The following is a 16,392-nucleotide window of genomic DNA, read 5'->3' on the forward strand; positions in this document are numbered from 1 at the left end:
TTTGCAGGCAAGGGCAGTCGGACAAGCCGCCGCCCTCTGCACAGCAAAGTGAAATCATTGCATCTTAGAAAACTGATTTAGAAAACAAAATCGATGGAATCCGGCGAGAAGCCTTCTGGCTGCTCGTCCGTGTTCACCTGAATATCGCTTAACAGCAAATCTGGGTCGGTTCCAATCTGGGACAGGATCGCTATCAAATCTCTGGTTAATCTCTCAATAGCGTCGGCCCCAAACAGCTTCGTGCAATATTCAAAGGAACCCTTGATTTCCCCATCTTCATCACTCATGGACAAAGTCAAATCGAATTTGGAGATACGATGCTCCTGAACATACGGGCTGAAGGACAGCGTCTCAAGCTGCGCTTCCTGTGACTCCGTATTTTGCAGTACAAACATAGTGTCGAATAACGGGTTACGGCTTGCATCCCGTGCTACATCCAGCTTTTCCACCAACTCTTCCAGTGGATAATCCTGATGCTCGAAGGCTTGCAACGTACGATCTCTGGCTTCCAGCAAGTAGCTGTGGAACGTTTGGTTGCCCTTCGGCTGATGCCGGATGGCTAGCGTGTTGACGAACATTCCGATCAGTGGCTCCAGTTCAGGCAACAAGCGGCCTGCTACCGGCGTACCGATGATCAAATCGTCCTGACCGCTGTATTTGGACAGCAGAACGGTGTAGGCACTCAATAGCACCATGTACATCGTACTTCCGGTCTGTGCCGCAATTCGGCGCAGTTGCTCAGATACATTCGCGTCCACTGTAAATTCATACATCGTACCCTCGAAGCTGCGAACAGCAGGTCTAGGATAAGCAATTGGCAAATCCAGTACCGGTAATTCTCCAGCTAAATGCTCCAGCCAGAAGTGTTCCCGGCGTTGGTATGACTCACGCTGCGTCTCCTGCTGCTGCCATACGGCATAGTCCTTGTACTGAATTTGCAGCGGCTCCAATTCCTGCCCTTCGTACAGTTGTACCAGCTCCTGCACGATATTGTTAGACGATACACCGTCTGAAATAATATGGTGCATGTCGTACATCAGGAGATGGCGCTCTGGTCCGGTTTGAATAAGACGGACACGCAGCAGTGGTGCCTGGCGAAGATCAAAGCTGCGTACAAAGGACTCGATATAGGCTTCGGCTTCGGACTCTCTGGCCTGCAGGTGCTCTACTGCAAACTCCGCTTGATCGTAAATCCGCTGAACGACCTCGCCTTCCACCATTTCAAAGGAAGTCCGCAACGTTTCATGACGGGCTATTAACTGACGGAACGCATCCTCCAGCCGATCGGCCTGAAGCGGTCCCTCCACGGTTAATACACCCGGCATATTGTAGCTGAGATCCCCACCTTCCAGATGGCTCAAAATGTACAGTCGTTTTTGAGCCGAGGAAACCGGGTAGTACGCCTGTTGCGCCGCCGCAGGGATCACCGTATAGGTGTCTGTACCGTGCGTTGCGATGAGCTGGGCTTGCTGCTCAATCGTGAAGTGTTGGAACACCTCACGCAGCGTAATCCGACTGTCCAGTTCCTGATGGATTTTAGCCACCAGCGTCGTTGCCCGCAGGGAGTGTCCACCCACGTCAAAGAATGAGTCGGTGACTCCTACGCTGGACAGCTTCAAGACATCCTGCCAGATTTGGGCTAGCTTGGTTTCCAGCGGTGTCCGCGGTGCAACGTACTCCAGGCCTCCTTCGAGGCGTGCTTCCGGTGCCGGCAACGCCTTGCGGTCGATTTTCCCGTTCGGTGTCAGCGGGAAACGATCCAGTTGTACCACATACGTCGGGATCATGTAATCCGGCAGCTTCGGCTGCAGCGCATTGCGCAGCTCCGGCAAACTCAGGGACTCTGAAGCTATGATATAGGCACACAGGTCCTTGTGTCCGTCTTCGTTGTCCCATGCTGTGACCACGGCTTTCTGAATGCCGTCCACGGTCAGCAGCTGCGCTTCCACCTCGCCCAGTTCGATCCGGTACCCCCGGATTTTCACCTGGTGGTCGATCCGGCCCAAATACTCAATACTGCCGTCTGGCATCCACCGTGCCAAGTCGCCCGTCCGGTACATCCGGTTTGCGTGATCCGCTGGATCAGCTGCTGCCGCATCAGCGAACGGATTCAGGACGAACTTCTCTGCCGTCAGCTCCGGCAGGTTCAGGTATCCTCGTCCCACACCTGCACCTCCGATATAAAGCTCACCTGCGATACCGATCGGTACCAGCTGTTGCTGGCTGTTCAGGATGTACACCGACTGGTTCGCTATCGGCGTTCCGATGGATACTGTGTGCTCCCCTTTTTCCAGCAGTACGTTCAGGGACTCCACATCTTCAATCGTATAAGCAGTCGCATCTACCGTCGTTTCGGTCGGGCCATACACGTTCGTAATGACTGGACGATACCCGGACCACTTGTGCAAGAACACATTTACCAGTTGCACGGATAATGCTTCGCCACCGATCAGGTAATGCTTCACTTCCGGCGCTTCCGTCACACTGACGCTTTCGTTCAAAATATGCAGATGTGCAGGTGTGCCGTCCGACAGATCAATCCGGTGCGTGCGGTAGTAGGCGATCAAATGCTCTCCGCTCAGACTGACGTCACGGGACACCACATGCAGGGTGTGGCCTAACAGCAAGCTGGCAAAGATTTGCTTCACTGAAGCGTCAAATACAAATGCCGACAGCCATGCGACATGAAGCGGCTGTTCATAACGGCTGTATACTCGTTCCAATAAAGCATCTACCAGATTGCTAACACTGCCCTGCTCGATCATGACCCCTTTCGGCTGACCGGTGGTACCTGACGTGTAAATCATATAGGCCAGGTTGTGCGGGCCGGCGACAGGGATCAGATTGCCCGCATCCTGTGCTCCCAACTGAGCTTGAACGTCCTCGTCATCCAAGACTACAGCTCGAACTGTGGATGGCAAGCTGAGCGACAGGTTGGCGACTCTGCTTGTAATCACGACCTTGGCCCCACTGTCTTGGAGCATGTAGTCGATGCGCTCCTGTGGATACACCGTATCCATTGGTACATATGCGCCTCCGGCCTTAAGTACCCCCAGAATGCTCACCAGAATATCCGCAGAACGTTCCAGCAATACGCCAACCGGTTGATCTGCTTCGACCCCTTCCGCTCGTAACACACGAGCCAATTGGTTCGCACGCTCATTCAGCTCAGTGTAGGTCAGCGCGGTGGCCCCAGACACAACTGCTATCCGCTCAGGGTTGCGCTTCGCTTGCTCTTCAAAGCGCTCGCTGAGCGAACGGCCTTGTAATGCTCCAAGCAGGCTGTGCGCATTCGGATCATTGAACACCTTCAGAATCTGCTCGGTTTCTTCTGCCGTAATCAACTCCAGCTCACCCAATTTCGCATCCGGGTTCGCCGCGACGGCTTCGGCCAAGCGAACAAAGTGACGCGTCATCCGTTCTACCGTTTCGCGCTCGTACAACGCAGTTGCATACTGCAATCCGAACTGGATACCTGCCTCTTCCTCTCTGGCTTCCAGCGTCAAATCAAACTTCGCTGGCGTTTGTTCCAAGCCGTATGGACGGAAGCTCAGATCTGCCAGCTGCAACTCGCCTTCCTCGGTGGTTTGCAGGGTAAACATCGTATCAAACAGCGGATGGCGGCTCATATCCCGCTTAACATTTAGCTTTTCCACCAGTTCCTCAAATGGGTAGTCCTGATGTTCATAGGCTTGCAGAGCACAAACTTTCACTTCTTCCACGTAGCTGCGGAAGGTATGTTCCGCTGTCGGATAGTTTCGCAATGCCAACGTACCGACGAACATCCCGAGGATCGGTTCCAAATCTGCATGCGGTCGTCCGGCAATCGGTGTGCCGACCACAATATCTTCTTGCCCGCTGTATTGGTGTAAGAGCGCGGTGTACGCAGCCAGCAGCACCATATACAGCGTAGAGCCTGTGTGCGCCGCCAGTTCCTTCAGACGTTCGCTAGCTTCGCGCTCCAGCCCGAACACCACCGTATCACCTGCCGTACTTCGTACCGACGGACGGGCAAAGTCCGTAGGTAGATCCAGCACAGGCAGTTCACCCCGGAAGGTGTCGAGCCAGTACGCTTCCTGACGTTGCATCCACTCTTGATGGGCTTCGCTTTGCTGCCATACCGCATAATCCTTGTACTGGATACGCATTGGCGAAAGCTCTTCACCGTCGTATAAGCGGACAAATTCATCGGTCAGTACTCCCATGGACACACCATCCGAGACGATATGGTGCATATCGAGCATGAGCAAATGCTGCGGTTCCTGCTCGGTTTCTTGTACACCCAAATCTACCAAGCCTACCCGCAGCAGCGGAGCGACTTGCAGATCGAACGGACGTACAAACTGTTGCACACGTTCCTGTGCTTCCTGGCTGACCCTTGCGTCCGCAGTCGCACCCTCTACCTGTACCTTCGTATATTCCACCTCGAACGGCACGGTGTCCTCAATCCATTGCACCGGCTCACTGTCCACCAGTTCAAAGTGGGTACGCAACGTTGCATGACGGGCGATCAGTTGACGGAACACGTCCTCCACTCGCTTCACGTCCAGCGGGCCACTCACTTGCAGCACTGACGGCATGTTGTAGTTCACATCATTCGGGTCGAACTGATGCAGCACATACAGTCGTTTTTGCGCCGAGGAAAGCGGGTAGGAGCTGCGTTCTTCCGTCACCGGAATGGACGCATACGCCACTTGATCCAGACCTTCCATGACCGCTGCCAGTTGTTCAATCGTTGGCGCTTCAAAAATACTGCGCAGTGGAAGCGGCTTGTTCAGCTCCTTGTGAATTTTCGAGGCCAGCGTCGTCGCCCGCAGCGAGTGTCCGCCAATCTCGAAGAAGTTTTCCTTCACACCGACCTGTGCCAGACCCAGCACATCCTGCCAAATTTGCGCCAGCTTCACTTCCACCCATGTCCGCGGTGCTACATAATCCGCTCCGCTTTGCAGGCTGCCTTCCGGTGCTGGCAGTGCCTTGCGGTCGATTTTACCGTTCGGTGTCAACGGCATCTGCTCCAGCTGCACCAAATACGAAGGCACCATGTAGTTTGGAAGCTCCTCGCTCAGTAAGCTGCGCAGCTCACCAGTGCTCACTTCCCGTTCAGCAACATAGTACGCCACCAGTTGGTTTTGCCCCTGTTCGTCCGCTTGTGCCAGTACGATGACCTCTTGTACGTCCTCCACTTTCAAAATTTGTGCCTCGACCTCACCCAGCTCGATCCGGTAGCCCCGGATTTTCACCTGATGGTCGATCCGGCCCAAATATTCGATGTTGCCGTCCGGCATCCATCTCGCCAAGTCACCTGTACGGTACATCCTTTCATAGCCCGCTTCGCCAGCCGCAAACGGATTCGATACAAATTTCTCAGCCGTCAGCTCTGGACGATCCAGATAACCCCGAGCCAGACCCGGACCGGACACGCACAGTTCACCCGCTACGCCCACCGGAGCCAAATGTCCATGCACATCCACCATGTATACCCGATGATTCGGCACAGGGCGTCCGATGGAAATCAGTTGTCCGGCTCTCTCATCCTCGGATACCGGCCAGATGGATGTCGCCACCGAGTTTTCAGTTGGACCGTAGCCATTGTAGTACGCGACCTGATCCTTCCACTTGTACACCAATTCTGTTGAAGATGCAGAACCCGCAGTGAACAGAATACGCAGGTTTGGCATCCGCTCCGGCTCCAGATACACCGCATAGGTCGGCGGCAAAGCGGCCACGGTGATTTGATGATCCGCCATATATTGCTCAAACCGTTCGTAATTCAAAATCGTCTCTGACGTTGGCACATACAACGTGGCTCCGCAGAACAGCGCCTGGAAGATTTCCCAGCAAGCCGCATCAAACGAATAGCTGGCGAACAGCAACGTATGATCCGACGTGCGGATCTTGAGCGCCTGATCAAAATACGTTTTCAGATTGCATAGACCGCGATGCTCCAACATAACACCCTTCGGCTGCCCCGTTGTACCCGACGTATAAATGACATACGCCAGATCGTTCGGACCAGACAACGACTCCAAATTGGAATCATCCTCGTGATACACCGTTTGCTCCCCATCTAGCACCAGCACGTGACCGTCGATAGCTGCTTTGTCCACCAGATGGCTTTGCGTCAACAGCAGCTTCGCACCCGAGTCGTCTAGCATGTAGCGGATACGCTCCTCTGGATACGTCGGATCGATGGGTACATATGCACCCCCGGCTTTTAAAATCCCGAAGATGCCCACGATCATGTCCACCGAACGCTCGGTCATCAGACCCACCAAACGATCCTTCGTCACGCCTTGGTTACGCAAGGTACGAGCCAGACGATTCGCACGTGAATTCAGCTCGCGATAGGTCAGTTGCTCTCCTTCGAAGAACAACGCTGCCTGCTCCGGTGTCTGCGCCGTTTGTGTCTCGAACAAGCCATGGATCGTTTGCCCGCTTGGATACTCAGCAACTGTATTTCCCCATACGCTGAGAATTTGCTCACGCTCCTGCTCACTTACCATATCCAGCTCCTGCACTCGAATGTCCGGCTTCGTCACCACCTGCTCCAACAGCTGTATCAGATGGCCCTGAGTCCGTTCAACGGCTTCACGATCATATAACTTCGCATTGTATTCAAATCGGATTTTCATCGCTTCCTGCGGCATAACGACCAGATTGAAATCATAGTTGGTTTGTTCAATCATGCCCGCATTGCGAATTTCAAAATCCGCCTCTGCACCTTCGCCAAGTTGCTCGACCTGCTCCTCCACCGGATAGTTTTCAAACACGATAATGTGGTTGATCAGATCTTGCTTTTGCTCGCTCAAGGCTTGAATTTCATACAGCGGATACGTTTCATAATCTTGAGAAGTCAGCGCCTGCTTCTGATTCGTTCTGATCATGTCGGCAAAGGTGTCCTCAGCCCCGCTGCGGATCCGTATTGGAATGGTGTTAATGAACAAGCCCACCATATTTTCGATCCCCGGAATATCCGCTGGACGACCAGACACTACACCGCCAAAAACAGCGTCGTCACTACCGTTGTACTTTTGGAGCAGCAAGCCCCAGGCTGTTTGCAGCAATGTATTCGCGGTCACGTGGTGCTGCTTGGCCACCATTTCCATACGTCCGGTCAAGTCCTTGCCCAGATCGCACAGGATATGCTCAAATTGTGCACCGTCCGCTTTCACGCCTACTTTTCCGGTCGGAATCGAAGTTTGCTGATCATAGCCGAGCAAATAATCCTTCCAATAGGAAGTTGCAGCCCCTACATCCTGTGCTTCAAGCCACTCAATATACTGACTGTATGGAGTAACGGGGGCAAGCTTCGGCTCTCTATGCTCCACGGCTGCAAAATAAGCCTCAAACACCTCATCCGTGACTAACGCCACACACCAGCCATCCATCAAGATGTGATGAGAGCTCCACACAAAATAATAATCCTCGTCACCTGTTCGTAAAATCGCCACGCGCATCAACGCATCCCGGGACAAATCGAATCCGGCTGCCTTGTCCTTGCGAATAAATTCCTGCACATACGCGTCACGCTCCTGCTCATCCAGATGACGCAAATCTTCACATTTGAAACCAACATCCTTGCGGCGGAAAATAACCTGCACAGGCTCATCCTGCCAACCGCTGATGAAATTGGCCCTAAATATCTCATGCCGCTGCGCCAAATGATTCAAGCTATCTTGGAAAATATCCGCTTGGAAGCGTCCGTGCAAATCAAAGGTCGTTTGTTCAAAATAAGCACCTGACTCTGCATCCATCAGACTATGGAACAACATGCCTTTTTGCATCGGCGTCAGCGCATATACATTTTCCAGTTCCCCCATGTCACAAGTCTGCTCTACCAACTGATCCAGCTCGGCCATGGTTACATGTTTAAGCATGACATCGCTTGGCGTCAGCTCTTGCTGTTTGCGGCCTGTGCAATGCGCAATGATTTCCTGCAAGCTGGTTCTGAACGCTTCGGCTAACTGCTCCATCGTTTCATGGCGATATTCCTGCTTGCTGTAGCTGATCGTCAATTGCAGCTCGCCTTCCGAAATCAGTCCGTTCATATCCAGCGTGTGCGTTCTAGCTGCATGGGCGCTAAGCTCTGCACCGCTAGCGTAAGGAGATACGCCAATGGATTGATTTTGCATATCTTGGTCAAATTGTCCCAAATAGTTAAAGCTGATTTCGGGTTCGGTTACAAAACGCTCTTGCTCACGTGCTGCGGACAGGTATCTCAACATCCCGTAGCCAATGCCCTTTTGCGGAATGCGGCGTAGTCCTTCTTTCACATGTTTGATGCGTTGTGAAAGGTCTTGCCCCACGCTCATATCCAGCACAACCGGGAATTGAGTCGTAAACCAGCCCACGGTGCGCGTAATATCCAGTTCTGGCAAAATGGACTCCCGTCCGTGACCTTCCAGGCTCACGAGCACTCGTTCCAGGCCCGCCCAGCGATAAATAGTCAGTCCCAATGCGGTAAGCAGCAAATCATTCATATCCGTGTTGTAGGCACGATGTGCCTGTTTTAACAGCTGCTCCGTTTCCTGAGCTGTCCACGTGACCGTAATGTTCTCGCTGTCCCTATTCAAGGAATGAGAATGGGATTCGTCTTTTGGAAGCGGCTCATACATCCCCTGTTCAATTTCTTGCCAGAATGCGAGTTCTGCTACCATGGCCGGGCCGTTCGCATATTGAGACTGCCCATCAGCCCAGGTGCGGAACGAATCCGTTTTGTGCGGAAGACGAGCGGCTTGTCCGTTCAATGCCTGCTCGTAGGCGGTCGTAATATCCTCAAACAAAATGCGCCAAGATACGGTATCCACCACTAAGTGATGAATCGCCATCAGCAAATGATCTCCATCGGGACAATGGAACAGCCCCAGCTTCACCAGCGGTCCTTCGCTTACATGAATACCCGCTTGAATTTCATTTACTTTGGCCTCGATCGCCGTAGATACCTCAGACTCATTTCTGAAGTCGGCCCGATCCAGTGTATACAGCTCGCCCTCCCCAACCGCACGGTTCCAAGCTTCATATCCGTACTCCGTAGGACGGAAAATGATACGCAGTGCGTCGTGATGGCTCACGACGTGATCCATCGCTGTGCGCAGGGCCGTTTCATCAAAACCGTCCTTGCTATGCAGCATAATGGACTGGTTATGATGATGAGCATCCGTCAGGTTCTGCTCAAAGAACCATTGTTGAACAGGTGTCAGTTTCACAGCGCCCACCACTTCGCTCTGATCCGCCAATCGGGTCACCGTTTGGACTTTCAGTGCCAATGCAGACACGGTTGGATGACTGAACAGGTCTTTCATCTCCAGTCGATAACCTGCTTGCAGCAATCGGGAGGATACTTGCAAGGCCTTGATCGAATCGCCACCCAGTTCAAAGAAGTTATCCTGCGTGCCTACCGCTTCCACGCCGAGTACTCCGGCCCATACCGCAGCCAGTACCTGCTCCACCGTGGTACGCGGTGCCACATAGGCTGCACCGGTATGAATGCTTCCTTCCGGTTCCGGCAAGGCCTTGCGGTCGATTTTGCCGTTGTGGGTCAGTGGCAAGGTCTCCAGACGCATCAAGCGTGCAGGTACCATATGTGCTGGCAGTCCAGCTTCCAGCTCAGCCTGTACCTCCTCAATCCGCAGCTCTGCTTCTCCTGTGATGTATCCGCACAAATACTTGTGTCCACGCTCATCCGTCCGGTCGATGACTACCGCTTGACGCACACCCGGCACCCGCTGGATCGCCGTTTCAATCTCACCCAGCTCGATCCGGTAGCCCCGGATTTTCACTTGATAGTCCATCCGGCCGATAAAGTCCACATTGCCGTCCGGCATCCACCGCGCCAAGTCGCCTGTGCGATACAATCGTTCACCGGCTACATATGGATTCGCTACGAATTTCTCGGCCGTCAGGTCGGCACGGTTCAGGTAGCCTCGTGCTACCCCGGCTCCGCCAATGCACAGCTCACCCAGTACGCCGATCGGCACCGGATTCAGCTGGCTGTCCACAATGTAGAAGCGTGCGTTCAGCCACGCCTGGCCAATCGGTACACTGCCGCTGCTTGGCAGCTTTGACAGTTCTTCATCATAGAAGCTGGAATCAATCGCCGCTTCCGTAACACCATAGCTGTTAATGATGCGAATATCTGCGCCAAACCGTTCCTGCAGCACCCGATAATCCGTCACGCTGCAGCTATCCGAGCTGGTAATCAGCAATTCCAGGCTGCTCATGTCCAGTCCCTGTTCATATACATGCTGCATAAACGGTACGATCAAGGCCGGTGTTGATTCGAACACCGTAATCTGATAGTCGCGAATCCAGCCGTATAGACGGCTTGGATCAATCCGGTCGTCCTTCGGACAGATAACCATCGTGCCGCCGTTATAAAGCGTCCGGGCAATATCGCCGACGAACACGTCGAAGGAGAAGCTCGCCAGTTGTAGCAGTCGTACCGGGAACTGGTTTAGACGGTAACCCCGGCGATAGGCCGCAGCCGTATTCACCAAGCTGCGATGCTCAATCATGACGCCCTTCGGACGTCCCGTTGTACCGGAGGTGTAGATCACATACGCCAAATCCTGCGGTTCGTTGATGTGCTCGATATCGGTGGTGTCTCCGGTATACAGCGACTCATCGTCCAGCGCCAGCACGGTATGCAGACGCAAGTGCGCTGCGGGTTCGACTGTAGCTTCGCTTTCCTCCAGCCAGACCTGTGCACGCTCCTGCAAGCCCGTTTGGGTCAACAGTACCGTCGCACCACTGTCCTCCAGCATGAAACGAATGCGTTCGGACGGATAGTCTGCATCTAGCGGCACATATGCGCCTCCAGCTTTCCACACTGCCAATACGCCGACCAGCATGTCGACCGAACGTTCACTCAAAATGCCGACAATCGACTCGCGGCCAATACCTTCATTTCGCAGTCTGCGCGCCAATTGGTTCGCACGCTCGTTCAGTGTGCGGTACGTAAGCTGCTGCTCCTCGTACACCACCGCCACGTGATCCGGTACAAGCTGCGCTTGTTCTTCCACAAAGGTATGGAACAGTGCTCCTGCTTCTACCGCAGCAACATCCGACACCCCTACATCTCCAAAACCGTAGATGATTTGTGCCTTTTCCTCGACGGTTACCATATCCAAAGCTGCCAGTGACTGCTGCGGATGAAGGGTAATTGCACGAACAAGCTCGGTAAAATGCTGTGCCAATCGCGCGATGGTTTCAGGCTTGTACAGCGCCGTGCTGTATTCCAGACTGCACAGAATACCCTCCGGTTGCTCCACTGCATCCAAAGTCAGATCAAACTTGGCCGTATGATTGTCCGTCGGATACGTCTTAAAGGTCAGACCCTCCAGTTCGAACTCCTGCTGCTCAAATGTTTTCAACTCAAACATCGTGTCAAACAGCGCATTCCGGCTCGTATCCCGCGTTAAATTCAGCTTTTCAACCAGTTCTTCAAAAGGATACTCCTGATGTTCATAAGCACTGAGCGCATGCTCTTTCACCTCTTGCAAGTAATCCAGGAACGTTTTGTCGCCAGACGGATAATTGCGGATCGCCAGCGTGTTGAGGAATACGCCTACCAAGCCCTCCAGTTCCGCATGCGGTCTTCCGGCAATCGGCGTGCCGACGATGATGTCCTCCTGCCCCGAATATTTATGCAAGAGTGTGCTATACGCGGCCAGCAACACCATGTACAAGGTGGAGCCGGTTTGCGCGGCCAGCTGTTTCAACTGCTCGCTGTCCTCCAGGCTGATCGCAAATTCCAATCGAGCTCCTTCCAGACGCTGTACGGCAGGTCTTGCAAAATCCGTTGGCATATCCAGCGCTGGAATGTCACCAGCCATCGTGTTCAGCCAGTAGCTTTCCTGCTCACGAAGACGTTCACTTTGCATATCGGCATGCTGCCAAACGGCATAGTCCTTGTACTGGATGCGCAGGGACGGCAGTTCCTTGCCTTCATACAATTGAGAGAACTCCTGCACGATAATGCCTTCAGTCACGCCATCCGAAATAATATGGTGCATGTCATAGAGCATGACGTGACGCTCCGGTCCGGTTTCCACCAACTGAACCCGCAGCAACGGTGCTTGTGCGAGATCAAATGCACGTACAAAGTCCTGTGCGTACTGCTGGGTCTCTTCTTCGCTTGCCTGCACATGCTCCACGTTGAATGCGACGCCCGATTCAATCCGTTGAATAACCTCGCCATCCACCATGTCGAATCGGGTTCGCAGGGCTTCATGACGGACAATCAGCTGGCGGAAGGCTTGCTCCAGTCGCGTTTTATCCAAGGAACCTTCAATGATCAAAGCGCCTGGCATATTGTAGCTAACCTCTCCGCCTTCCAGGTGACTCAGCACGTACATCCGTTTTTGCGCCGAGGAAACGGGATAATATGCACGCTCCTCCGCCACAGGGATGGATACATACGTTTGCTGTGTCTGATCTTCTCCCATCACCTGCACCAGTTGCTCAATCGTCGGATATTGGAAAATATCTCGCAGGGCCAGCTTGTAATTCAGCTCCTGATGGATTTTCGCCATCAGTGTTGTGGCGCGCAGAGAATGTCCTCCCACTTCAAAGAAATGGTCCTTAATACCGATCTGCGGATGATTCAGAACACTTTGCCAAATACGTACCAGTTGCTCTTCCAGCAGTGTCCGCGGTGCCACGTACGCCGTGCCTCCTTCGAGGCGCGCTTCCGGCGCAGGCAACGCTTTGCGGTCAATTTTTCCGTTTGGTGTCAGCGGGAAATGATCCAGTTGTACGACATACGTCGGGAACATATAACCCGGTAGCTTGGGCTGCAGCATGTTACGCAGCTCGGGCAAATTCAGCGCCTCAGAGGCTACGACATACGCACACAAATCCTTGTCTCCGTCTTCGTTTTCCCAGGCGGTGACGATGGCTTTCTGAATGCCGTCCACGGTCAGCAGCTGCGCTTCCACCTCGCCCAGTTCAATCCGGAAGCCCCGGATTTTGACCTGATCATCCATCCGGCCGATAAAGTCCACATTGCCGTCTGGCATCCACCGCGCGAGGTCACCTGTGCGGTACAATCGTTCACCCGCTACATACGGATTCGCTACGAATTTCTCGGCCGTCAAGTCCGCACGATTCAGGTAGCCTCGTGCCACTCCGGCTCCGCCAATGCACAGCTCGCCCAGTACGCCGATCGGCACCGGATTCAGCTGGCTGTCCACGATGTAGAAGCGTGCGTTCAGCCACGCCTGACCAATCGGCACATTACCGCTGCTTGGCAGCTTCGACAGCTCTTCATCGTAGAAGCTGGAGTCGATTGCTGCTTCCGTGACGCCGTAGCTGTTCATAATGCGGATATCTGCGCCAAATCGTTCTTGCAGCACCCGGTAATCCGTCACACTGCAGCTATCCGAGCTGGTAATCAGCAGTTCCAGAATGCTCATGTCCAGTCCCTGTTCATGCACATGCTGCATAAACGGTACGATCAGGGCCGGGGTCGATTCGAATACTGTAATCTGGCAATCGCGAATCCAGCCATACAAGCGGCTAAAATCAATCCGGTCGTCTTTCGGACAAATAACCATCGTGCCGCCGTTATAGAGCGTCCGCGCGATATCCCCGACGAATACGTCGAAGGAAAAGCTTGCCAGCTGCAGCAGTCGTACCGGGAACTCGCTCAGACGGTAATCCCGACGATACGCCGCAGCCGTATTGATCAAGCTGTGATGTTCGATCATGACGCCTTTCGGACGTCCCGTTGTCCCGGACGTGTAGATCACATACGCCAGATCCTGCGGTTCGTTGATATGATCGACGTCTGTGGTATCACCGATGTACAGCGACTCATCATCCAAAGCCAGCATCGTCTGCAAGCGTAGTCCACTTACTTGTTCCGATGAGACCTTACTTTCCTCCAGCCATACCTGTGCACGCTCCTGTAAGCCTGTCTGGGTCAACAGTACCGTCGCACCGCTGTCCTCCAGCATGAAACGAATACGTTCGGACGGATAGTCTGCATCCAGCGGCACATAGGCGCCTCCAGCTTTCCATACCGCCAACACGCCGACCAGCATGTCCACCGAACGTTCACTCAAAATGCCGACAATCGACTCGCGGCCAATGCCTTCATTCCGCAATCTACGCGCCAATTGGTTCGCACGCTCGTTCAGTGTGCGGTACGTAAGCTGCTGCTCCTCGTACACCACCGCCACGTGATCCGGTACAAGCTGTGCCTGTTCTTCCACAAAGGTATGGAATAAGGCTTCTGCTTCAACCGCAGCAACATCCGATACCCCCACATTTCCAAATCCATGGATGATTTGTGCTTTTTCCTCGGCAGGTACCAGCTCCAAAGCTGCCAGTGGCTGTTGTGGATGCAGTGTAATTGCACGTACGAGTTCGGTAAAATGCTGCGCCAATCGCGCAATAGTCTCAGGTTTGTACAGCGCCGTGCTGTATTCCAGACTGCACAGAATACCTTCTGGCTGCTCTATTGCATCCAAGCTCAGATCAAATTTGGCCGTATTATTTTCCAGCGGATATGAATGTAAGGTCAGACCTTCCAGCTGGAACTCCTGTTGCTCCAATGTTTTCAACTCAAACATCGTGTCAAACAGCGCATTTCGGCTCGTATCCCGCGTCAAATTCAGCTTTTCAACCAGCTCTTCAAAAGGATAGTCCTGATGCTCATAAGCACTGAGCGCATGCTCCTTCACCTCTTGCAGATAATCCATGAACGATTTGTCGCCAGACGGATAATTGCGGATTGCCAACGTGTTGATGAAGACACCTACCAGGCTCTCCAGTTCCGCATGTGGTCTTCCAGCAATCGGCGTTCCCACTACGATATCTTCTTGGCCTGTGTATTTATGCAAGAGCGTAGTGTACGCCGCCAGCAGCACCATATACAGGGTTGCGCCGGTTTGCGAAGCCAGTTCTTTCAGGCGTTCGCTAACTTCACGCTCCAGTCCGAATTCGATCGTATCCCCTGCCGTACTCTGCACCGCCGGGCGGGCAAAGTCGGTTGACAGATCCAGCACAGGCACTCCGCCCCGGAAGGTGTCGAGCCAGTACGCTTCCTGACGCTGCATCCACTCCTGATGGGCTTCGCTTTGCTGCCAGACCGCATAGTCTTTGTACTGAACCCGCAATGGCGATAGCTCTTCACCGCCATACAAGCGAACAAATTCATCGGTCAGTACCTCCATCGACACACCATCCGAAACGATATGGTGCATGTCGAGCATGAGCAGATGCTGTGATTCTTTCTCTGCTCCTTGTACGCCCAAGTCTACCAAGCCTACCCGCAGCAGCGGTGCAGCTTTCAGATCAAACGGACGGACAAACTGCCGAACCCGTTCTTGTGCTTCCTGGCTGATCGTCGTGTCCGTAGCTGTGTCCTGATCTGTATCCGAAGCCGAACGCTCTGCCTGTACCTTCGTATATTCCACCTTGAACGGCACGGTGTCCTCAACCCATTGCATCGGCTCATTGTCCACTAGCTCAAAGCGGGTACGCAAGGTTGCATGGCGATCGATCAATTGATGGAACACATCTTCTACTCGTTTCACATCCAGCGGACCGCTCACTTGCAGCACCGACGGCATGTTGTAGTTCACATCATTCGGGTCGAACTGATGCAATACATACAGTCGTTTTTGCGCCGAAGATAACGGGTAGAAGCTGCGTTCTTCCGTTACCGGAATGGACGCGTATGTTACTTGATCCAGACTTTCTAACACCGTTGCCAACTGTTCAATGGTTGGTGCTTCAAAAATACTGCGCAGTGGAAGTGGCTTGTTCAGCTCCTTGTGAATCTTCGAGGCCAGTGTCGTCGCCCGCAGCGAGTGTCCGCCAATCTCGAAGAAGTTTTCCTTCACACCGACCTGCGTGAGGCCCAGCACATCCTGCCAAATGTGTGCCAGCTTCACTTCCACCCACGTCCGCGGTGCGACATAATCGGTTCCGCTTTGCAGGCTACCTTCCGGTGCTGGCAGGGCCTTGCGGTCAATTTTGCCGTTCGGACTCAGCGGCATCTGCTCCAGCTGTACAAAGTACGACGGCACCATGTAGCTTGGCAGCTCCCGGCCCAGCTCACTTCTCAGCTCGCTGGCGCCCATTTCTTGTCCGGCGACATAGTACGCCACCATTTGTTTTTGGCCCGTTTCATCCGCACGCGCCAGCACTACGGCTTCGCGTACCGATTCCACTTGCAGCAGCTGCGATTCGACCTCGCCCAGCTCAATTCGGTACCCGCGGATTTTGACTTGATGGTCGATCCGGCCCAGATATTCAATGTTGCCGTCCGGCATCCATCTCGCCAAATCGCCTGTGCGGTACATCCGCTCATAGCCTGCTTCCCTGCCAGCAAACGGATCTTTCACAAATTTCTCGGCCGTCAGTTCTGGACGGTTCAGATAG

Annotated in this window: 1 protein-coding gene (cut by a window edge); it reads right to left on the bottom strand. The window is 53.6% G+C overall.

The genetic code is table 11. The features are described from left to right. Positions 1 to 77 precede the first annotated feature (77 nt). Positions 78 to 16,392, bottom strand: partial view of a non-ribosomal peptide synthase/polyketide synthase gene (locus MKX30_RS25145; protein WP_341063793.1) — the 3' portion only. 25,796 nt of this gene lie beyond the right edge of the window; the window shows 16,315 of its 42,111 coding nt (coding positions 25,797-42,111); its start codon lies beyond the right edge, outside the window; the stop codon is at positions 78 to 80.

It is taken from the genome of Paenibacillus sp. FSL P2-0173, assembly GCF_038008045.1.
GTDB lineage: Bacteria > Bacillota > Bacilli > Paenibacillales > Paenibacillaceae > Paenibacillus > Paenibacillus polymyxa_B.